This is a genomic window from Parageobacillus sp. NEAU-HV-2 (assembly GCF_059115485.1).
This window is the reverse complement of the sequence record NZ_JBXUJJ010000020.1, coordinates 1-20,862: the sequence shown is the minus strand read 5'-3', so window position 1 is coordinate 20,862 and position 20,862 is coordinate 1. Positions and strand designations below refer to the sequence as shown.

The window sequence follows — 20,862 nt, the reverse complement described above, 5'->3', positions numbered from 1 at the left end:
GGTCTTTATTTGGCCGTGACGTATGAAGATGGACAAAAGGCCAAAGCGTACCAACCGGGTTCATCGGTCGGAGTCGATCTTGGGGAAGTGCATACCATAGGTGCGTTTTGCGAAAACGGTCAAGCCCTCCTTATCACGGGAAGAAAAATACGCTCCCTTCATCGGCTGCGGAATAAAAAACTGGCCGAGATCCAGCGTCGTCAATCGAAATGTCAAAAAGGATCACGCCGATGGAAAAAGTATGAGCGGGCGAAACAATACGTGTTATCCAAATCCGAAAGACAGCTGCGGTATGCGCTCCATAAAACGACCAAACAGTTTGTCGACTGGTGCCGTGCCCAATCGGTTTCCGATGTGTACATCGGAAACGTCGAAGGAGTCGAGCGGCACACGCGAAAGAAAAAGCGGGCAAGCCGTAAACAAGCACAGAGACTCTCGAATTGGTCATTCGGGAAAGTAAAGCAGTATCTCACTTATAAGCTGGCTCAACATGGCATTCGCTTGCATGAAATCGAAGAGTCATATACCAGCCAGACATGTCCTGTCTGCCAAAAGAGAAAAAAAGCATCTTCCCGCCAGTTTGTGTGCCGGTGTGGGTATGAGGAGCATCGGGACGTTCATGGAGCGCGAAATATCTTAAGCAAGGCGCTGCATGGCACCTTTGTTCATTGGGACGTGCAAACGAAGCTGACGTATCTACGGATTGCGTAAGCAAGAAGTAGTAGAAGGGTTGGACCGCCCCACCGGCCGAAAAGCCGGTGTTGCTTACCGAATCGACTGGGAAGACTTCCGATGCGTGCATCGAACCAAAGAAGACAACCTTCTTCGGACGAGTGGTAAGAAACTCCCACCTCTTAACGGAGTGTAGGTGGGAGAGGTTCATTCATACATATAAGACGAGGAAACATCTCGTCTCGTTTTTCGGATATCGTGAATGCAAAAAAAGTGGATTAAAAAGCACTCGTTATGGATAAAAATGGGAGAAAATCAAAATCTTTATTTCGAATTTTCATTGAGATAAGCTTGCAAGGCAATTTTTTATGAGTGTTTAGGACTTTTTGATGGCATCTTTCTGAAAATCTGGAAACTCACCCTCTTTAATATACAATATATTCAGAATTATTAAATAAAATAATAGTTGGCACAAATCTTGCTTTTTATGTAAGTGCCAGTACCAAGAAAGGAGATGAAAATAGAAGATGTATTGAATGAACACATTTTTGTGATGCGAAATGAGAAGGATCGCATATATTTTGAATACGTTTATATTTAAAGGAGGGGTTTCATTGGATTTCGGTTTTCTGACAAGACGAATGGCCAATGACGTTAATGTGAGTAATAATGAAAAAATAGCCATAAAAGAAGAATCCGGAAGGTCATGGACATATAAGGAACTCCATCTGATTTCGAATGCCTATGCAAATAAGCTTCGTGAACTGGGAATACAAAAAGGTGATCGGATAGGGATTTTACTTTACAACTGCCTTGAATATTTTGGTCTTTATTTTGCCGCAGCCAAACTTGGAGCAATAGCTGTTCGTCTAAACTTTCGCCTTGCAAGTGCTGAATTGGAATATGCTCTAAATGATTCGGGGACGAAAATATTATGCTTCCATTCAACTTTGGCAACTCAGGTTAAAGAAGTTAAGGATCAAGTTCAGGTTGAACGCTACATATGTCTATCAAATAACGAAGCAGACATTCCACCTTGGGCGGAAAGTTGGGCTATTTTAAATAGCGGTGATCCAGCCGAGGTAAAGACCGATCATATTAAATTGAGCGACCCACTCATGCTTATGTATACTTCGGGGACAACGGGAAGACCTAAAGGAGCCATCTGGACGCATGAAACGACGTTTTGGTTTTGCGCCATGCAGTCGATGAAGTGGAAATTTACAGGACGGGAAATTGGGATGACGACAGGGCCGCTCTATCATGTCGGAGCGATGGAAGATCTCGCTCTCCCTATTTTGATGATGGGCGGAACGGTTATCATAACGAAAAGCAAAGGTTTTAAGATTGAGAGAATTCTTTCTGTTATCGAAAAAGAAAAAGTGACCGACTGCTTTTTATTCCCTTTTATGATTTATGAAATGCTCAACTCACCCGCACTTGATCAGTATCAGTTGAAACATTTAAGAACAATCTACACCGGAGGCGACCCGCTCATGCCATGGGCTTTAGAGACACTAAAACAAAAATTTCCGCATCTCGGCGTTGTCCAAGTGTATGGGTTGACAGAGGGAACCCCAATTGCCGCTGCCCTTGACCCAGAAGATGCACTTTTGAAAGGACATACCGTTGGAAAACCGATGCCGCTGACTGAAATAATGATCATCGATGACGACGGAACACCTTTGCCAACTGGAGAAATCGGGGAAATCGCGATCAAAAGCCCGGCGGTTTCCGTCGGATATTGGAGGAAGCCAGATGAAACGAAAAAAACGTTCGTAAATGGCTGGTGCAAAACAGGAGATTTGGGGAAGTTTGACCATGATGGGTATTTATCGATTGCCGGCCGGAAAAAAGATATGATCCGTAGCGGCGGTGAAAATATATACGCAGCTGAAATTGAAGATGTACTTTACCGGCATGAGGCAGTTAAGGAAGTGGCAATCATCGGCATTCCCGACCCGAAATACATTGAAGCCGTATGTGCGGTCATTGTAAGGAAGGAAGGAGCCAAGTTGACGGAAGAGGAAGTGATAGAGTATTGCAAAAAGTATCTTGCCAGCTATAAGAAACCGAAAAAAGTCGTTTTTGTTGAAGAGTTACCGCGCACTCCATCCGGAAAGGTCCAAAAGTATATTTTGCGAAACCAGTACGGCCGCATGAATGAACTTGGGGAGGGAAGCCGATGAAAAATAAACAAGTCGTTTTTTGGTCAATATCGAATAGTATTGCTACAATCACCATCGACAATCCTCCTGTCAATGTAATGGATGCAATTGTCTCATGCAGTCGATGAAATAAAAGCTAATGCTGCTGTGAAAACAGTTATCCTTACAGGTGCAGGTGAGAAAGTTTTTGTCGCCGGTGGGGATATTAAATCCTTTCCTGACTGGATGGGAAAAGGAATCGAAGAAGCAAAACAAAAATCGTTATGGCTTCAAGCTCCTTCTTTCGGAAAAATGGCGCTCGCTGCGTTGGAATAGGCGCCGTTTCCATCGGATCTGGCAGGCAAAGAGATCGAAGAGGTTCTCGCCCTTTACCGGCAAAGCGAGGGCTTACCATCGCCACAAAAGCCGACAATGTGTCTTGGCGCATTTTTAGGCCGTTGCATTTTAAAAAATGCAACAGGCCAAAAATGCGTTTTATTTTTTGCCTCCTTCCCAAGTACGCTCACCCCATTATAATTTTTGCTTGTTAGGCGCGTAAAAGGTCTGCGCTCTTTCGGACGGTTGATACTTCGTTCCACACCTTTCTACCCGCCTTCACACAAAAATTCCCTCCTTCTCAAACAAGGGAAGGAGGTCTGGAAGATGAAAGAGAAGGCGTTGTCATCGCTTTTATCCTAATCGCAGCAGCCATCTTCCTCTTTTGGACGTCACATTTCATCCCGAAAAAACTTAATCTACGGAATCATCACAGCAATACTGGTTATCTACTTCATCGTCGAAATCATCAGATTCAACTTCTAACGAGGTGAAGTGATGAACCACTCCTTTTTTTCGTTTCAAGAAGGAAAAAATAACAATATACTGAATATTATTATTATATTCAAATTATCTGTTGCACAAAGGAGGGAAAGAGAAGTGTATGAAAACTTCCAAATTAACCGTTTCCGATATTTTGAAAAGGAAACATTTTGAACACATTCAAATTGCAGCCGGTCATCAAGGTTTGAATCGCACGGTGAAATGGGTGCACGTTGTGGAAGTGACAAAAATTAATAAGCTATTGAAGGGAAAAGAACTGATCTTATCCACTGGAGTAGGATGGAAGGAAAATAAATCGTTGTTTATATCTTTTGTGCAACAACTCATTGAATGTGATGCATCCGGATTATGTATTGAAATAGGAACTTATGCTTCTTCGATTCCACAGGAGATTATTGACTTAGCCAACGAACACCGCTTTCCCATCATTCTCTTTCTCAAAGAAGTTCCATTCGTCGAAATCACCCAGGATATCCACACCTATTTAATTAACCAACACTATCAAATCATTTCCAGCCTAGAGTCCTATTCACAAGAATTAAACAAGAAATTGTTGTCGATTGGTCATTATGATGAGATTTTAAAATTTCTGCATGATTATTTAGGCCATCAAGTCATTTTTCGGATAAACGGAAAAGAGGTAGAGTTAGTACCGAAATATGTGAAACAATCTAAAGAAGAACAGCAATTGTTTGATCCTGCACTTCGTCCACAGCAAAAGACAGCCTCCCAATCCATCCGAATCTTCGGTAATGAATATGCGGAATTATCCATTGTTTCCATCGATAAAGAAATTAGTGAATTGGATCTTCTCATTTTGGATCGAACGGCTACTGCCCTTGCCCAACATTTATTGCGGGATTTGTATGTAGAGGAAAAAAAGCGGGTGCAAGAAAATGAATGGTTAAAGAGCTGGTTAGAAGGGGAGCATACGAGTGAAGCTATTTTCGACTACTTAACATACCATGAAGCAGAATTAAGACCAAAAGGTGGATTTGTAAGTATTTTTCGATTCAAATCATCCAAACAATACTCCAACTTAGACATTACTTATTTCAAATTATTGTGCCGGACGATTTTTGAACAACAGGGATTCTCCACATTTCCTGTTGATTTTCGCAATAGCGTTGTGTTTATTATGGTGAATAAGCGTGACATAAAAACATGGAAAAATCGTATGAAGTTAGGAATTAAATATTTGATGGAATCCGATTTTGCGAATAAGAAAAGAATACCGAACTTCCTCATAGGAGTCGGAAAATTTGTGGAAAACCTCTCCCATATGGACAAAAGTTATCGAACTGCTTTAGAAACCATTAAAATTCAAAACCAACTTGGAGAAAAAGCAAATAGCTATTTTTACGAGGACTTACATATATATCGAATTATTTCGCTTATTCATAAATATAGCGACTTGCAAGAGGCGGTAAAGGAATATTTAGAACCTGTTATTCAATATGATCAAAAATATAATGGAAAGCTGATGGAAACATTAAAGGTGTATTTGGCGTGCAACGGGTCGAAAAAAGAAACGGCCAAAAGATTGTTTGTCGTTAGACAAACGCTTTATCATCGTATCCAAAAACTAGAAAAGTTATTGGGTGACGATTTTATGAATCCGGAAAAACGGTTGGCTATTGAATTTATGATCAAAGCATACGAATATTTAATGCCAAATAACGAAACGCAATATGTACAAAATGATAACTAACGGGGCAGATTCATATAACATGTCCTTCGAAGTGCTGGACACATCAATCTGTGTGATCATGATTTGGTAATTTTGGAGGCGAATCATGTACGGTGATCAATCGAAATTGCTGAATGCCATTTTAAGTTTGCATACGAGTCATCGGTTCATACTTGGAATTGACGGTTTGAGCCGTTCTGGTAAGACGACATTTACAGAAAGTTTGAGAGAAATGCTGCTTCAAAATCAGAAAGATGTTTGTATCTTTCACCTAGATGACCACATTGTCGAGCGAAGAAAAAGATACAATACGGGATATGAAGAATGGTATGAGTATTATCACCTGCAATGGGATGTTGAGTATCTGAAAGAAAATCTGTTCGCCAAGGTACGAGAATATAGCGAAGTCAACCTCCAGTTCTACAACGCTGAACTTGATATGCAGTTCAAAAAGACAGTTTTCATCCCACATGAGTGCGTCGTTATCATCGAGGGAGTATTTCTTCAGCGCCACGAGTGGCGGGAATTTTTTGATTACGTTGTTTATTTGGAGTGTCCTAGGGAAACACGCTTTAATCGCGAGGGGGAAAGTATTAGGAACAACATTAGGAAATTTAGAAATAGGTACTGGAAAGCGGAAGATCACTATTTGGAATCCGTACGTCCTTTAACATGCGCCGACATGATTATCAATTGCTGAGGCTGGGTTCGTCCTTGCATGAAAGGGAGCGATAGTTGAATAACGAGTAGTAAATAATGGGCTTGGAGAAATTTCTTCAAGCCCATTTTTGATGTGAATTGGTTAGATTTAGTCTGTGATGTATAAGTAAACTCGTTACAAAAGCAGAGGAGTTTTATTTTTTGTGTATATAACATTGTTATCGTTTGGCAAAGGCAACTGGTCATATTGTGGAATGAACATAGTTATAATTTTTACGTTTTGTCTAATGAAGGATATTGGAAATTAAGAGATAATTTTCTTAAAGTTAAATAATTTGAAATAGTCTTATAAAAAGGAGGGTTTTATGATGACGGTGACAAAGAACGAAACAACTATTTTGAAAAACTTTATTAATGGGCAATGGGTAGAATCAAGCGGGACAGAGACGTTGGAAGTGCCGAATCCGGCGACAGGGGAGGTGTTGGTGCGGGTTCCCATTTCGACGAAGGAAGATGTAGACAAAGCTGTTCAAGCGGCCAAAAAAGCATTTGAAACATGGAAAAATACACCGGTTCCTAAGCGGGCGCGGATTATGTTTACATTTCACCATTTATTGAACGAGCATCACGAAGAATTAGCAAAGCTTGTCGTTCAAGAGAATGGAAAAGCATATAAAGAAGCGTACGGTGAGATTCAAAGAGGAATTGAGTGCGTAGAATTTGCCGCGGGTGCTCCGACATTAATGATGGGGGAGTCACTATCGGGAATTGCCGAAGGTATTGATTCCGAAATGTTCCGTTATCCTTTAGGAGTAGTCGCTGGAATTACGCCATTTAATTTTCCGATGATGGTGCCTCTTTGGATGTTTCCGTTGGCGATTGCTTGCGGGAATACGTTTGTATTAAAGCCATCTGAAAGAACACCAATTTTAGCCAATAAACTAGCGGAGTTGTTTACACAGGCCGGGGCGCCAGAAGGAGTGCTCAATATCGTTCATGGGGCACATGATGTTGTTAACGCCCTCATCGATCACGAGGATATTAAAGCAATATCTTTTGTTGGTTCGCAACCTGTCGCCAAGTATGTATATGAGCGTGCCGCTGCACAAGGCAAACGTGTACAAGCGCTTTCCGGAGCGAAAAACCATCATATCGTCATGCCTGATGCCGATATAGAGACAGCGGTGCAGCACGTAATTAGCTCCGCTTTTGGAAGTGCAGGGCAGCGTTGCATGGCTTGCAGCGCGGTGGTGATTGTCGGCGACAATGATCAGTTTGTAAAACTGCTAAAGCAAAAGGCAGATGAGCTTATTATTGGAAATGGCATGGATCCGGAAGTGCTTTTAACCCCGGTTATTCGCCAATCCCATCGTGAAAAAGTATTAGGCTACATTCAAAAAGGGATTGAAGAAGGGGCAGTGCTCATTCGGGACGGACGCAAAGAAATGGAGGAAATGCCAGAAGGCAACTTCCTTGGTCCAACGATTTTTGATTATGTCACACCAGATATGACGATTGCCAAAGAAGAGATCTTTGCGCCTGTTCTTAGCTTGCTGCGTGCCAAAGATTTGGACGAAGCGCTTGAATATATTCGCAAATCTCGGTACGGAAACGGCGCGACTATTTATACGAAAGATGCGAAGGCTGTCCGTAAATTCCGTGAAGAAGCGGATGCGGGAATGCTAGGAATCAATGTAGGTGTGCCGGCAACGATGGCTTTCTTCCCGTTCTCCGGCTGGAAAGATTCGTTTTATGGCGACCTCCATGTAAACGGAAAAGATGGCGTAAACTTCTATACACGCAAAAAAATGATTACTTCTCGATTCGATTTTTAACACCATCTTGTACTAAGTTTTATTAAGCTGAGCAAGAACAGATTTACTTACTCAGGGACTCCTCTGCTTTGAAACGAAGTCTAGGCGGAAGGCAGTTTACTTTACAATAGAAAGAAGGGAAGAGAAATGGTTCAGGTTCATCAAAACGAGCAATGGCTTGCGAAAGATAGTCAATATATATGGCATTCGATGAAGCCGTATAATCCTGATGCGACATTAGTGGTGACAGAAGCGAAAGGATGTTGGGTTACCGACCATACAGGAAAAAAATATTTAGATGCGATGGCGGGATTATGGTGTGTGAATGTAGGATATGGACGTGAGGAATTAGCGGAAGCAGCTTACGAACAGCTAAAAAAGCTTGCGTATTTTCCGCTTACTCAAAGTCATGTACCGGCCATTCAGCTTGGTGAGAAATTAAATGAGCTGCTTGGGGACGAATATGTCATTTTCTTTTCCAACAGCGGCTCCGAAGCCAATGAAACCGCCTTTAAAATCGCAAGGCAATATCATCAACAAAGAGGAGAGTATAACCGATATAAAATTATTTCCCGCTATCGGGCGTACCATGGAAATTCGATGGGGGCTCTTGCCGCAACAGGACAGGCACAACGGAAATATAAATATGAACCGCTTGCGCCAGGGTTTATTCATGTGCCGCCTCCAGACAGCTATCGTGACAATGATCAAGCGGAAAATCCGCGGGATTTACGGTCCGTTAAAGTAATCGACAATGTGATGACATGGGAGTTGAGCGAAACCATTGCGGCGGTAATCATGGAACCGATTATCACTGGAGGGGGAGTGCTAATACCGCCGGAAGGATATATGAAAGCCGTAAAAGAAGTGTGTGAAAAACACGGCGCCTTGTTAATTGTAGATGAAGTGATTTGTGGATTTGGCCGGACAGGCAAACCGTTTGGATTCATGCACTATGGGGTAAAGCCAGATATTATTACGATGGCAAAAGGGATTACAAGCGCGTACTTGCCGTTATCGGCGACCGCTGTTAGAAAGGAGATTTATGAGGCGTTTAAAGGAACAGAAGAATATGACTATTTCCGCCATGTTAATACGTTTGGCGGCCATCCAGCAGCATGCGCTTTAGCATTGAAAAATATTGAAATTATGGAAAGGGAAAATTTATTTGCGCGTTCGAAGGAAGCAGGCGAACGGCTGTTAAATGAATTAAAAAATAAACTGCAAGACCACCCTTACGTTGGCGATGTGCGCGGGAAAGGTTTGCTAATTGGAATTGAACTAGTAGCCGACAAAGACACAAAAGAGCCTCTTGATGTTTCGCTTGTTAATAAAGTGATTGGCATTTGCAAAGAAAACGGCCTGATTATTGGGAAAAACGGTACGACCGTTGCTGGATACAACAACGTGCTAACATTATCTCCACCGCTAAATATTGAGGACGAAGATCTCTCATTCTTAATAAATACGTTAACCGATGCATTATGGAAAATTCAATAACGGATGGTGTCAAGGCCGATTCATTTTTGGCTTTAACCATTTTGCGGTTAACAGTAAATTACAAATAACAAAAAATGCAGGCAGGAAATAAGGGGAGTTCCTGTTATTATTCGATTAGTCTGATTTAATGAAAGGGACGATGCGATCAAATTTGTCCTCAACATAGTGAAGCACTGATATTCTTTCGAACAAATCGTTGCAACGGTAATGCGTTTGCACGAAAAAATGGCGAACAGTATGTGCACTGTTCGCCAAATTTTTGAGGGAGTAAATGCAGGTGAAGGGGTTAATTGTGTTTGCCATATAAAGAGGCATTCCGCTTTAGGGACAAAGCCTAGTCAACGGATTGTTATTGAAAAAGGTCTCTATGCTTTATTTTAAGTGTTTGCCACAGTTCAGAAAGAGAAGGGGCTTTTGTCTCGAATGTATATGTGTCTAAACAAATGAGCGAATAGTCGTTGCCTGGGTCAAAAATAACGGTGACGATTTCTTCCGTTCCGCAATCGATTTGTTGAAACGAATCGATGTCCTGCGGCTGAACGTCCAGCTTGTTGTATTTTTCCCGAATCACATAGTATCCTTCTTTTAGTTGTTCGGTAAACAAGGTTTCCGTGCCAATCAATTCATGCACAATCATCGTCCGGCGTCCTCCTAGTAACATGTGAAATATTTCTCAATTTCACTATACTACAAAACCGCGGCAATCATAATCCGTTTCGAGCAATGTTCGAAAAGTTGTCACGTTTTAGGGCATGAGACGGAGAATCCTTCCATTTCAATGAGGCAGATAAAAGTAGAGGTTGCGCGATACCTCCTGTGGGGAGGATTAGATAGATTTGTGAAAAAAAAACGACATCAAACATGCTTGCCCAGTCTTATATCGTGTGAGGTATGGGCTACTAGACTATTCACATTGATACAACACGATTTGGGCGCCAAAAATATTTTGACCAGTCAAAATATTTTTGTTATCGTTATAGACAAGAATATGGAAGATTTTGAGGGGGATGCCTTGTGAGTGAATTTAAAGCGTTAGTAGTGAACAAAACGGAAACCGATTTTACCGTCAATGTACAAGCTGTTACGATGAATGACCTTCCAGAAGGGGATGTCTTGATCAAGGTCCAATATTCCAGCGTAAATTATAAAGACGGATTGGCGTGCATCCCCGATGGCAAAATTGTGAAAACGTATCCGTTTATCCCGGGGATTGATTTGGCTGGTATTGTCGTTTCTTCAAACGATCCGCATTTTAAAGAAGGAGACGAAGTCATTGCGACTGGCTATGAAATTGGGGTGTCGCATTACGGAGGATACAGCGAATACGCCCGTATTCCTGGGGATTGGATTGTTCCGCTTCCGAAAGGGTTGACATTAAAAGAAGCAATGGCGCTAGGAACGGCAGGGTTTACCGCGGCGTTGTCGATTCACCGCTTGGAGGAAAACGGCCTGTCCCCGGAAAAAGGGAAAGTGCTTGTAACCGGGGCAACCGGCGGCGTCGGCAGTTTGGCAGTTTCGATGCTCGCAAAACGGGGCTATGAAGTGGTCGCGAGCACAGGTAAGGAAACAGAACACGAATATTTGCGTGAGCTTGGCGCGAAAGAAATTCTTTCCCGGGAAGATGTATGCGCCGAAAAGATCCGCCCGCTAGACAAACAATATTGGGCAGCGGCCGTTGACCCTGTCGGCGGGAGAACGCTTGCCACTGTTTTAAGCCGCATCCAATATAACGGCGCTGTGGCGGTTAGCGGGCTGACAGGCGGTACGGACGTTCCAACCACCGTTTTCCCGTTTATTCTGCGCGGCGTAAGTTTATTAGGCATTGATTCCGTTTATTGCCCGATGGAATTACGGAAACAAGTTTGGGAACGGATGGCCAGTGATTTAAAACCTGATAAACTATTAGAATCGATTGCGCAAGAAGTTACTCTCGAACAGCTTCCTGAAGCGTTATCGAATATTTTAAAAGGCAAACTGCGTGGAAGAACGGTAGTAAAATTGTCATAAATTATAAAACCCTATTCCGAGGATTCGGACATAGGGTTTTATATTTGGATTAAACGCGTAATCGACCTGTTGGAATGGGGGAAATCCTACGCATTTCTTCTTTCTACCAAATTAATGCCAAGCCCCATCAATACGACTCCCATAAAAAATAAAATGCTGATTGGATATAATAAATCGCTGATGGAATTTCCATAAACCGCTGCTCCTTTTAAGAGTTCCATGCCGTAAGTAACAGGGACGAATTTAGAGAGAGTCAATAAAATTTTAGAGGAGACGATTTCCAAAGGCCAGTATGCTCCGCCGATCATCGCCATGCTAACCGATACAATCGAAATAATCGCTCTAAACTGTTGCTCGTTGTTCACAAGTCCTGTTAGAAAAATAGATAACGCAACAAGAGCGAAAACATAAGGAACTAATAACAAAAGTATTTCTGCGAATTTTCCATGAAAATCGACACCGATTCCAAAATGAAAGATAGAGAATATAAGCGCCACTTGAATATAGCCGACTACAAAACTATATAATAAATTACTTGTATATATTTCCCATTTTTTTAACGGCGAAAGAATCATGCGGTCCCATATTCGTTCCCTTTTTTCGACGAGGATTTGGATAACGTTAAAAGAAACCGTGTAAATGACAAAAAACAAAGAAAATCCAAATATTGACTGTAATTGATTATCAATCATAATCGGTTGTTCTCCGTGAAAACTTTTCTTTTCGAAAGTAAAAAGGGGATGTTTTTTTGCTTCGTTTAGTATCTTTTTGACTTCTTCCGCATGCGTGTTCGAATGTGTAGAGACATGTTCACTGATGGCTTTCGTTTGTATATGATCTACGTATACTTTTTGAACATATTGGCGAATAAAGCTTACATTTGCCGTCTCTGATGAAATGATTAAGCGAAAATCATTTTTTTCCAATTCTACTCCTGCTTCGACTTTCCCTTCGCTAACAAGCTTGTGGACTTCGTTTTGATCTGTCAATTGAAAGTCAAACAAATTAGAATGTTGGAGAGAACGAAATATTTCGTTCGTTTCCTTTTTAGGAAGATGGCTATAGACAGGAACTTTTACTTTGGTTTGATTTGCTGTGCCTATGATAAAAGCCATTAAAACGCAAACAGCAGTCATGGCAAGAAAAATCCATGGTTTTCGAAGAAAAAGGCGAAGTTTCGCTATTAAAATGCTAGTCATGATAATGCCCCCTTTTTTGGGAAGGTGAATACGGCTGCTATTATCATCGCCATGCTAAATAAGCATAAATACAAAATCGAATGGGTGACTTCTGCCAAATCATACCCCTGTAGTATTTTTAAATACGCCGTCATGCCTGAACCGTTAGGGGTAAGATTTCCAAGTGTATGAATCCAGCCTGATAGTTGGTTCGAAGGAAAAAAACTTCCTCCGAGAAGTGAAAAAATGGTAACAACAATGCTTGCAAAAAAGTTCGACATATGTTCTGAATTCAATCGGTAATTTAAGGATGTCAACAAAACGGATAATCCTCCAACGGCAAAACATAGGGCAAGAGTGACCGCAAAAAAGGCAGTAACATGAGGCCATCTAATGTGATAAATGATCGAAGTGATCCCATACAGCAAACTTAGCTGTAAAAACGCAAGAAGTACAGATGAGATAAAAATCCCTATCATGTAAGACCATTTCGATACATTGGCAAGCAATATTCGATTAAAAACATGAAGTTGTTTTTCGCGAAACGCATAAGAACCGATATTTGATGCGATATATAAGACAAACATGACACTCATTCCCACCATATAATAAGTAATGGCATTAATAGGTTCTCTCTTTGTGACCGATTCGACTTTACCTTGGACATGGACGGCGGGCATGCTAAATGAACTGTTTAGCAAGCCTGATTTTCCGAGAGCAAAAAAAGTGGAGTAGCGCTCTTGAAATGTTGTGACTATATCTTCTACTATTTTCGCTGAGATTTCTTTTTGCTCATTTGTGTAGAAGGAAAGCGTTGGTTGTTGCTTTTTTCCTAGAAAGACGCTTTGTAGAACCGAATACGTAAATTGTTGAGGAATTTCGATAATCGCTGTGTAGCTTTTATCTTTCCTAATTTTTTCGAGTTCAGATGGCTTTGCCGTCACTAGCGTGATATATGGTTTTAATTCTTTAGAACCTAATACGTCGTTTTTTAATGCAGTAACGGGAAGCATTTGTTTTGCTGCGTTTATCATCATTTGCTTCTGTTCAGGTGGTATGCCTAGATTTTCTAAATCATGAACAAATTTTTGTAAATCTGCTTGTTCGTTTCCTCTCTCAATGAGAGCGATTTTTGCCCGAATGACAGGAGCGTCATTCTTCATAATGTTTCCGAGCGCTAAGCCTAATATCGTAATTAAAAGTAACGGCATTCCAAGAAGAACAAGCAATTCATGGCGGTTTCGAATAAACAATAGGAGCTGCTTCTTAATAAATTGTCCAATCATCGCGATCCTCCTTTAATCCCGTAGTGCCCGACCGGTTAGATGCAAGAACACATCTTCCAATGTAGGGGTTTGGATGTCCACCGAAGTTAAAACGGTGTTAGTCTTTTCTGCTAACTTAAATAACATATTGAATACATTTACTTCTTTAGGAGTTAAAATGGTAATCAATCGATCTTGGACGGTTACATGGTTAATGATTGGTTCCGCGCGCAACGCGTCAATAAATGGTTCGTTGACTCTTTCTACTTTTATTTGAACGGTATTTTCCGATGATAAAATATTTTTGATTTCTTCTTTCGTACCCGATGCGATAATGCTGCCTTTATCCATAATGTAAATCCGGTCACATAAAAATTCGACTTCTTCCATGTAATGGCTCGTATATAAAACGGTCATTTGTTTCTCTTGATTTAATCGTTTGACCGTTTCCAAAATATAATTTCTTGACTGAGGATCAATGCCGACAGTCGGTTCGTCCATAATAATAAATTCCGGTTCATGCAAAAGCGCGACTCCGATATTCAATCTTCTTTTCATTCCGCCAGAAAAATGTTTCACTAAATCATTTTGCCGTTCAGTCAAACCGATTTGTTCCAATATTTCATCGACTTTCTTTCGTAAGCTTGCTCCGGATAAGCGATACATTCTTCCGAAAAAATATAAATTTTCTTTTGCGGACAAATCAGTGTATAAAGCAATTTCCTGCGGAACCACTCCCAATACCTTTCTTAATTTCGTTGGGTTTTTGAGGACGCTCTCGTTGTTAAAGCGGACATCTCCGCTTGTGGGTGGAATTAAAGTAGAGATCATGGAAATCGTTGTGGATTTCCCAGCTCCGTTTGGACCTAATAACCCTACGATTTCACCTTTTTCTAAAAATAAGTTAACGCCATTCACCGCTTTCGTTTGTTTAAACTGTTTCGTTAATTCTACCGCTTCTAATATCATTCTCTCTCCTCCTTCTTCTTTGATTTTCATGTTACGCTATTACTTGGGAAAATCGTACTATCGCAAGTCATTACTTCAAATAAAAAACATGACTTTAGTCATTTTTTATTCGGCTCTTGGGTTCATGAACCAATAAAAAAATGACCGTATGTTTCGGTCGATATTTACGGGGTTATATCATGTTTAATGGCATAAATAGCAAGCTGGGTGCGATCGCGCAGCTGAAGTTTTTGGAGGATTTGTGTAATATGATTTTTTACCGTTCCGATGGATAAATGAAGCTCTGCTGCAATTTCTTTGTTCGTTTTTCCTTCTCCTACTAATTTTGCAATCATGAGTTCACGAGGGGATAAAGGGATGTCAACGTGGGCTTGTTTCGATTTTTGCAATAGTTTTGGCACCATTTTTGCCGCGACATCCTCATGAATGGTCATTCCACCTTTCATACAGCTATATATCGCTTGAATCAGTTTTTGTTGTTCAGCCGTTTTCAATAAAAAGCCATTGGCCCCATCTTTCAATGCCTGCACAGCATATTCATCATCATTGAAAGTCGTTAAAATTAAAATTTTGACATCCGGCCATCGCTCTTTTATTTTTCTTGTTGCTTCCAAGCCGCTCATCACAGGCATGCGGATGTCCATAATAACGATATCGATAATATGTTTTTGCATTTCGTACAATGCTTCTAATCCGTTTTCTGCTTCTGCGACGACTTTTAGTTGAGGATCCTGTTCAATCATCATTTTTAATCCTTGTCTGACAAGCGCTTGATCTTCAACAAGTAAAATGTTAAACACGATGATCCCCCTTTACTGGAATCGTTCCTTGAACAATAAATTCCTCATTGGTTTGGAAAATGTGCAAAGTTCCTCCGACTTCCTCTACACGTTCTTTCATACTCGTTAAACCAAATCCCATTTGAAAAGGTTTCGGCTCAAAAATGCGGTTTTTAATAGAAAAATGAACATCGCCCACTGCGGATTTTCCTAATACGACAAATACTTCTCTTGAATGGGCATGTCTCATTGCATTTGTCAATGCTTCTTGAATGACGCGATATAACACAACACTAAGTTGATTGGAAATCTTCGTAGATAGTACACCTTGTTTCGTCGTAAAGTGAACCATAATATGGCTTTCCGATTCTAATTTTCGAATCAATTGAAGCACAGAGGCAATCCCTTCATTTTCTTCTGTTTTTAATGCTTTTACAGCTTGTCTTGTTTCCTCCAAACTATCGCGAACTAAACGTTTTAATTGCTCGTATTCTTGTTTTGGCTCTTTGATTGACAAGATTTCTAGTTGCATAAGAAGGGCTGTTAATTTATGTCCTACGGAATCGTGAATTTCACGGGCAATTCTTGTTCGTTCTTCCAGTCTTGCAGACCGTTCTGTTTCATAATGTAAACGCTTTAAACGCCGATATTCTCCTAATAACTGTTCATACATTTCCCGTTGCTCTTTTCTTTCCAACACATATTCGTTTAACAGAGCAGAGATAATAGAAAAAAGCATTAAAGCGATGAGCCATTCCATTTCTCCGCTTTTTAAGCCAATAACGATCACTGCTGAACACAGAAACGTAATGATGGTCAATAGGCGGAATTTTTTTATCGGTAGTTGAAAAATTGCCTCTAAATAAATATATAAAAATAACAAAAGACTATACATATTTTTAGGAAGCGGATACCGAAATTCAGCTACTATAATCAAAAAATGAATGATTATATATAAAACAAACGGCTCTTTCACAATAGGAAGTAAAAAATAACTTAAAATAGCAAGTGAGCTAATAAGCCATAGGAGAGCAGGTTGATTTAAATCTTGACCATGTTTATATAAGTACCCTGTCCATAAAACCGCAAACATAAGCGAGCGAAGGATAAACAGTTTCACAACATCCCCATCCTACATATCTAATCTATTTTTAACTTAATTGAGCAAAAGAGGGACGTCAATGGCTTTTCGCGTAAAATTACAAAGTTTATCATCATATGCAAAAGCAGGCAACCAAGAAAGCGCTTATTTACGTGAATGGCTAACAAGCACCTCAACATTTCCGCTGCGTATCCAAAAGCCAAACAAGAAACCAAGCCGAAACTCGTTTTTAATGACTGTGCCGCCGTACACATTATTGTTAAGACGCTCATCACTCGAAGAGGCACGATGATGCCTTCTTGCCGTTTTTCCTTACGTGAATGGAGTGATGGAGGGGACGGACAACTAAATCAAACTTATTAAACGTTGAGGATATGGATACAGAAATACCCAACGTTATTCGAAATCGCTATCCCATTTTAACGTAAAAATCAAGTGCATCTTTTTGCGATGAACCAGCAGATGGATAAATCGGAATATTCTTGATATTTTTAAGAAAATAAGCTATTAATAGAGGTGACAAGCTTGTCATCCCTCTGAGCTGCCTCCATTAAAGATCGATGGGGTGACAAGTTTTTTATTTTAGAAACTGGAATTATCATTCTATATCAACCTTTGATAATACCCAAACTAATGAGGGGGAGAGAATGATGAAAAAACTAATTAACGATCCGAACCATGTTGTCAACGATATGCTAGAAGGAATGATCGCAGCTTATCAGAATCGGTTGAGACGGCTGCCTGGTACGAATGTCATTGTAAGAAATGACGCTCCAGTAAAAGGAAAAGTCGGAATCGTAAGCGGCGGCGGCAGCGGACATGAACCGGCGCATGCCGGCTATGTCGGCAAAGGAATGTTAGATGCGGCAGTATGCGGGGAAGTGTTTACGTCCCCAACTCCTGACCAAGTGCTAGAGGCCATCAAAGCGGTCGATAGCGGGAAAGGCGTATTGCTTATTATCAAAAATTATACGGGAGACGTCATGAATTTTGAAATGGCCGCGGAGTTGGCCGAAGCGGAAGGAATTCGTGTCGCGAAAGTGATTGTGAATGATGATGTTGCCGTCGAAGACAGCACGTTTACGACAGGACGGCGTGGCATCGCGGGAACGGTGTTCGTGCATAAAATCGCGGGAGCCCTGGCGGAGCGCGGTGCATCGCTTGAAGAAATCGAGGCGGCAGCGAAGAAGGTGGTGCAAAACGTTCGTTCCATGGGGATGGCACTTACTCCGTGCACCGTGCCGGCAGCGGGAAAACCTGGCTTTGAACTTGGGGAAAATGAAATCGAAGTCGGCATCGGCATTCACGGCGAACCGGGAATTGAAAAAACAACGATCAAAACAGCGGACGAAATTGCGGAAACGCTACTAGACAAAATTTTCGATGACATGAAACTAGAAAAAGGCGATCGCGTCGCGGTGATGATTAACGGGCTTGGCGCGACACCGTTAATGGAATTATATATTGTCAACAAGAAAGTTTCGGAGATGTTGGAAGAAAAACAAATCCACGTCTATGAAACATTTGTCGGAGAATATATGACCTCGCTGGAAATGGCCGGCTGTTCGATATCGTTGTTAAAATTGGATGATTCCCTGATTGAATGGTTAGATGCGCCTGCGGATACGATCGCGTTGAAGAAATAAAAGGAGAGGAGAAATCGTCATGGCGTTTGGCGTGGCACAGGCAAAACGATGGATGAGCATCGCAAACGATAACATTCAGCAACAAAAACAATATTTAACGGAGCTCGATCAAGCGATCGGCGACGGCGACCATGGGCTAAATATGGCGCGTGGATTTCAAGAAGTAGTTGAAAAAATTGCTTCTGCCAATTACGAAGACCTCGGTTCGCTTTTCAAAGATGTAAGCATGACGCTAATCGCGAAAGTTGGAGGAGCTTCAGGGCCGCTATATGGCACTGCTTTTTTAAAAATGTCAATGGCACTCGCGGGAAAAAAGGAAGCGGATGATAAGGAGCTGATCACAGCGTTAGAAGCGGCGCTAGACGGAATCAAAGCGCGCGGAAAAGCAAATGTCGGCGAGAAAACGATGGTGGACGTATGGGAGCCGGTCTTGGAATTTTTGCGGGAGAAGGGAAGCATACATACGAAAGAAGCAGTGCTTCTAGCGAAAGAAAAAATGGAACATACAAAAGAACTCGAGGCGAAAAAAGGGCGAGCCGCTTACTTAGGAAAGAGATCGATCGGCCATATCGATCCAGGTTCGGCTTCTTCGTATTTATTGTTTGCCGCTTTAGCGGAAGCGCTGGAAGGATAAAGGAGAGATCGATTCATGAAGTATGTCAGCCTTGTATTAATTTCGCACAGCGAGGATATTGTAAGCGGGTTAAAGAAACTATTAAATCAAGTCCAGCCCGATGTCAACATCGCAGTTGCCGGTGGAAACGATGGGGAGATCGGGACGAACGCTTTCCGCATCAAAGAAGCGATAGAATCCGTTTATTCGGAAAAAGGGGTTGTCATTCTGTTTGACCTTGGCAGCGCTTTGATGAACGCGGAATTGGCGATCGAGATGCTCGAGAAAACAGATCATATCGCCATCGCTGATGCTCCGTTGGTGGAAGGAGCGTATATCGCCGCTGTAGAAGCAGGATTGGGAAAATCGCTCGATGAAGTCGTCCGGGCGTGCGAACAGGCGAAACAGATGGTGAAAGTGGCGCGTTCAGAGGCTGAATGAGCGAACCATGGCAATAATGGAAAGCGAAAACGTGAGGAAACATTGATAGAAAAGCCCCGGAATCGAAATGATTTCCGGGGGCTTTTGTTTGTCTTACCGCGAAAAAATTTTGCTGCCGATGTTGGTACATTTTTCTGTAAAGCTGATTTTCTATAAAAGCTCTGTTAAACATTAGTGTTGATATTTCACCAAAAGAAAAAGGATCAGTTTTTGACCCTTTTATATGTCTTCTTCCTAACTCGCCCATAGTTGAGTAATACCGGAACTTAATTTCTTTTTACGAACCGATATCCTGTTATCTCATAACCTAATTGCTTATAAAACTTATGCGCCTCTTCTTCACGCCCAAAACCGCTAACTAACCAAGTTCCCACACATCCATGTTCTTTTGCCAATTGTTCTGCGTAATTCATGAGATAACGACCTATCCCTTTACCACGGTTTTCCAAATCAACAACGATAACAGATATTTCTCCATATTTACTAACTTCTTCAATGTTTTCTCGAATGCGGAAGCCTAAAACTCCCACTATGTTACTTTTTTCTTCACATACATAAAGAAAATCAAACGGACTTTCATTTACGAAGTTGAGCCGATTTTCCATGTCTCGATGCGAAATTTCATGCTGAGTCAATTGGAACATTAAGTTACACATTTTAGGAATGTCTTCTACTCTAGCCGGACGAATCATCATAGAAAAAAAACCCCTTCTGTATGTGAAATCCTTTATGATAATTAGATATTTCAACTAGAAATTTTTACAATAGATTTGTAAGAAAATATAACAACAATTTTAACATGCGCCGCGTTTTAAGGGTACCGTCAAGAATTTTGTGTAATGTAATGGGGTAGGGTTTCTCTGAAATGGATTTGGAATGAATAGGGAACTAGTTTCCTCCAAACAGGAGACTGAATATTCAGTCTCCTGTTTGGAAAGGGAGAATCCCCCTATTTTGTTTATTTACAGTATTTGGTTAATGATAACGTTCTTCAAACATTCGTTGAAGGGCTTCATGTGCTTCGGCAAATCCTCGCAACTTTCGCCCTGCCCATTTCTCATTAAAATCTTGGATGGTCAAATACACGACTTTTTCAGCGGCTTCTAAACTACTCAAACTGTTCATCGGCTTTAGACGTTTCCGAATCTCTTTGATCGTTCGTTCAATGGCATTGGTCGTGTAAATCACACTTCGAATACTGCTTGGATAATCCATAAATGTAAGGAGGACATCCAACTCATTGGCCCAAGATTGAACTTCTCTCGGATACTTGCTGGACCATTTCGACTCAAACTGTTGAAACATCTGTAACGCAATCTCCTTATTCGGTGCGCGATAAATCAGTTTGAGATCCTCTGCCACTTCAAATTGATCTTTTTTCCGAACACGATTTAAGGTATTACGTACTTTGTGAACGACACAGCGCTGCACATCGGCTTTCGGATAAACGGCTTTAAAGGCTTCCTCCAGTCCCGGAAGGCCATCGAATACACCAAGAAGTACTTCCTGTAATCCTCTCTTGTAGAGATTGTGGAGAAT

General features: G+C 41.2%; 19 protein-coding genes and 2 pseudogenes. 13 read left to right on the top strand and 8 right to left on the bottom strand.

Annotation, left to right across the window (positions count from 1 at the left end):
- From AC1WMD_RS18295 to AC1WMD_RS18260, 8 genes and pseudogenes are all read left to right on the top strand, one after another.
- Positions 1-711, top strand: a 711-nt coding sequence (locus AC1WMD_RS18295) for an RNA-guided endonuclease InsQ/TnpB family protein (protein ID WP_494258169.1), incomplete at its 5' end; no start/stop codon positions are given.
- Between the two features lie 575 nt (positions 712-1,286).
- Positions 1,287-2,861 (top strand): acyl-CoA synthetase, encoded by a 1,575-nt coding sequence (locus tag AC1WMD_RS18290; RefSeq protein ID WP_494258168.1) that lies wholly within the window; start codon positions 1,287-1,289, stop codon positions 2,859-2,861.
- Positions 2,858-3,119 (top strand): annotated as a pseudogene (locus AC1WMD_RS18285) (enoyl-CoA hydratase-related protein); the annotation flags it as partial. The gene AC1WMD_RS18290 and the pseudogene AC1WMD_RS18285, both read left to right, overlap by 4 nt.
- A pseudogene (locus AC1WMD_RS18280) lies at positions 3,117-3,248 on the top strand (IS110 family RNA-guided transposase); the annotation flags it as partial. The pseudogenes AC1WMD_RS18285 and AC1WMD_RS18280, both read left to right, overlap by 3 nt.
- A 511-nt stretch (positions 3,249-3,759) precedes the next feature.
- Positions 3,760-5,370 (top strand): PucR family transcriptional regulator, encoded by a 1,611-nt coding sequence (locus tag AC1WMD_RS18275; RefSeq protein ID WP_494258167.1) that lies wholly within the window; start codon positions 3,760-3,762, stop codon positions 5,368-5,370.
- Positions 5,371-5,455: 85 nt separating this feature from the next.
- Positions 5,456-6,049 carry a kinase gene (locus tag AC1WMD_RS18270; RefSeq protein WP_494258166.1) on the top strand — a complete coding sequence of 198 codons (594 nt, stop codon included), beginning with the start codon at positions 5,456-5,458 and terminating at the stop codon, positions 6,047-6,049.
- A 328-nt stretch (positions 6,050-6,377) separates the two neighbouring features.
- Positions 6,378-7,844: a CoA-acylating methylmalonate-semialdehyde dehydrogenase gene (locus AC1WMD_RS18265; RefSeq protein ID WP_494258171.1), complete on the top strand. Its 1,467-nt coding sequence runs from the start codon at positions 6,378-6,380 to the stop codon at positions 7,842-7,844.
- Positions 7,845-7,970: 126 nt separating this feature from the next.
- Positions 7,971-9,323 (top strand): aspartate aminotransferase family protein, encoded by a 1,353-nt coding sequence (locus AC1WMD_RS18260; protein WP_494258165.1) that lies wholly within the window; start codon positions 7,971-7,973, stop codon positions 9,321-9,323.
- Between the two features lie 349 nt (positions 9,324-9,672).
- Here AC1WMD_RS18260 and AC1WMD_RS18255 read toward each other — a convergent pair whose 3' ends face one another.
- Positions 9,673-9,960, bottom strand: a complete 288-nt coding sequence (locus AC1WMD_RS18255; protein ID WP_043904295.1) for a hypothetical protein — start codon at positions 9,958-9,960, stop codon at positions 9,673-9,675.
- Positions 9,961-10,337: 377 nt separating this feature from the next.
- Here AC1WMD_RS18255 and AC1WMD_RS18250 point away from each other — a divergent pair, with 377 nt between their 5' ends.
- On the top strand, positions 10,338-11,330 hold the full coding sequence (locus tag AC1WMD_RS18250; protein ID WP_043904296.1) for an NADPH:quinone oxidoreductase family protein: 993 nt from the start codon (positions 10,338-10,340) through the stop codon (positions 11,328-11,330).
- Between the two features lie 86 nt (positions 11,331-11,416).
- Here the strand turns inward: AC1WMD_RS18250 and AC1WMD_RS18245 are convergent, their stop codons facing one another.
- The 5 genes from AC1WMD_RS18245 to AC1WMD_RS18225 all read right to left on the bottom strand — a co-directional run bounded on the left by AC1WMD_RS18245 (position 11,417) and on the right by AC1WMD_RS18225 (position 16,641).
- Complete coding sequence (locus tag AC1WMD_RS18245) at positions 11,417-12,529, bottom strand: ABC transporter permease (protein ID WP_494258164.1); 1,113 nt, start codon at positions 12,527-12,529, stop codon at positions 11,417-11,419.
- Entirely contained in the window at positions 12,526-13,794 is a 1,269-nt protein-coding gene (locus AC1WMD_RS18240; protein ID WP_494258163.1) for an ABC transporter permease, read from the bottom strand. Before AC1WMD_RS18240 ends, AC1WMD_RS18245 begins: the two co-directional genes overlap by 4 nt.
- 12 nt (positions 13,795-13,806) lie before the next feature.
- Positions 13,807-14,742, bottom strand: a complete 936-nt coding sequence (locus AC1WMD_RS18235; protein WP_494258162.1) for an ABC transporter ATP-binding protein — start codon at positions 14,740-14,742, stop codon at positions 13,807-13,809.
- Between the two features lie 164 nt (positions 14,743-14,906).
- Complete coding sequence (locus AC1WMD_RS18230) at positions 14,907-15,542, bottom strand: response regulator transcription factor (protein ID WP_494258161.1); 636 nt, start codon at positions 15,540-15,542, stop codon at positions 14,907-14,909.
- Positions 15,535-16,641: a sensor histidine kinase gene (locus AC1WMD_RS18225; protein WP_494258160.1), complete on the bottom strand. Its 1,107-nt coding sequence runs from the start codon at positions 16,639-16,641 to the stop codon at positions 15,535-15,537. Before AC1WMD_RS18225 ends, AC1WMD_RS18230 begins: the two co-directional genes overlap by 8 nt.
- 61 nt (positions 16,642-16,702) lie before the next feature.
- Between AC1WMD_RS18225 and AC1WMD_RS18220 the strand changes: the two genes are divergently transcribed.
- The 4 genes from AC1WMD_RS18220 (at position 16,703) to dhaM (ending at position 19,323) form a co-directional block, all read left to right on the top strand.
- Complete coding sequence (locus tag AC1WMD_RS18220) at positions 16,703-16,915, top strand: hypothetical protein (RefSeq protein ID WP_494258159.1); 213 nt, start codon at positions 16,703-16,705, stop codon at positions 16,913-16,915.
- A 358-nt stretch (positions 16,916-17,273) separates the two neighbouring features.
- Complete coding sequence (gene dhaK / locus AC1WMD_RS18215) at positions 17,274-18,269, top strand: dihydroxyacetone kinase subunit DhaK (protein ID WP_494258170.1); 996 nt, start codon at positions 17,274-17,276, stop codon at positions 18,267-18,269.
- Positions 18,270-18,288: 19 nt separating this feature from the next.
- Complete coding sequence (dhaL, locus tag AC1WMD_RS18210; protein WP_494258158.1) at positions 18,289-18,903, top strand: dihydroxyacetone kinase subunit DhaL; 615 nt, start codon at positions 18,289-18,291, stop codon at positions 18,901-18,903.
- Between the two features lie 15 nt (positions 18,904-18,918).
- The gene (gene dhaM, locus AC1WMD_RS18205) at positions 18,919-19,323 is read left to right on the top strand and encodes a dihydroxyacetone kinase phosphoryl donor subunit DhaM (protein WP_043904305.1); all 405 of its coding nucleotides are present in this window, start codon (positions 18,919-18,921) and stop codon (positions 19,321-19,323) included.
- 266 nt (positions 19,324-19,589) lie between these two features.
- Here dhaM and AC1WMD_RS18200 read toward each other — a convergent pair whose 3' ends face one another.
- Both AC1WMD_RS18200 and AC1WMD_RS18195 read right to left on the bottom strand, forming a co-directional pair.
- Positions 19,590-20,018 (bottom strand): GNAT family N-acetyltransferase, encoded by a 429-nt coding sequence (locus AC1WMD_RS18200; RefSeq protein ID WP_042411347.1) that lies wholly within the window; start codon positions 20,016-20,018, stop codon positions 19,590-19,592.
- A gap of 280 nt (positions 20,019-20,298) precedes the next feature.
- Positions 20,299-20,862 (bottom strand): IS256 family transposase (locus AC1WMD_RS18195; RefSeq protein ID WP_494256945.1); only part of this gene is annotated, 564 nt, incomplete at its 5' end.

Excerpts from the sequence above, each read along its gene's own strand:
- AC1WMD_RS18275 (WP_494258167.1), top strand. The coding sequence starts at position 3,760 with ATGAAAACTTCCAAATTAACCGTTTCCGATATTTTGAAAAGGAAACAT.
- AC1WMD_RS18270 (WP_494258166.1), top strand. The coding sequence starts at position 5,456 with ATGTACGGTGATCAATCGAAATTGCTGAATGCCATTTTAAGTTTGCAT.
- AC1WMD_RS18265 (WP_494258171.1), top strand. The coding sequence starts at position 6,378 with ATGACGGTGACAAAGAACGAAACAACTATTTTGAAAAACTTTATTAAT.
- AC1WMD_RS18260 (WP_494258165.1), top strand. The coding sequence starts at position 7,971 with ATGGTTCAGGTTCATCAAAACGAGCAATGGCTTGCGAAAGATAGTCAA.
- AC1WMD_RS18255 (WP_043904295.1), bottom strand. The coding sequence starts at position 9,960 with ATGATTGTGCATGAATTGATTGGCACGGAAACCTTGTTTACCGAACAA.
- AC1WMD_RS18245 (WP_494258164.1), bottom strand. The coding sequence starts at position 12,529 with ATGACTAGCATTTTAATAGCGAAACTTCGCCTTTTTCTTCGAAAACCA.
- AC1WMD_RS18240 (WP_494258163.1), bottom strand. The coding sequence starts at position 13,794 with ATGATTGGACAATTTATTAAGAAGCAGCTCCTATTGTTTATTCGAAAC.
- AC1WMD_RS18235 (WP_494258162.1), bottom strand. The coding sequence starts at position 14,742 with ATGATATTAGAAGCGGTAGAATTAACGAAACAGTTTAAACAAACGAAA.
- AC1WMD_RS18220 (WP_494258159.1), top strand. The coding sequence starts at position 16,703 with ATGGCTTTTCGCGTAAAATTACAAAGTTTATCATCATATGCAAAAGCA.
- dhaK (WP_494258170.1), top strand. The coding sequence starts at position 17,274 with ATGAAAAAACTAATTAACGATCCGAACCATGTTGTCAACGATATGCTA.
- dhaL (WP_494258158.1), top strand. The coding sequence starts at position 18,289 with ATGGCGTTTGGCGTGGCACAGGCAAAACGATGGATGAGCATCGCAAAC.
- dhaM (WP_043904305.1), top strand. The coding sequence starts at position 18,919 with ATGAAGTATGTCAGCCTTGTATTAATTTCGCACAGCGAGGATATTGTA.
- AC1WMD_RS18200 (WP_042411347.1), bottom strand. The coding sequence starts at position 20,018 with ATGATGATTCGTCCGGCTAGAGTAGAAGACATTCCTAAAATGTGTAAC.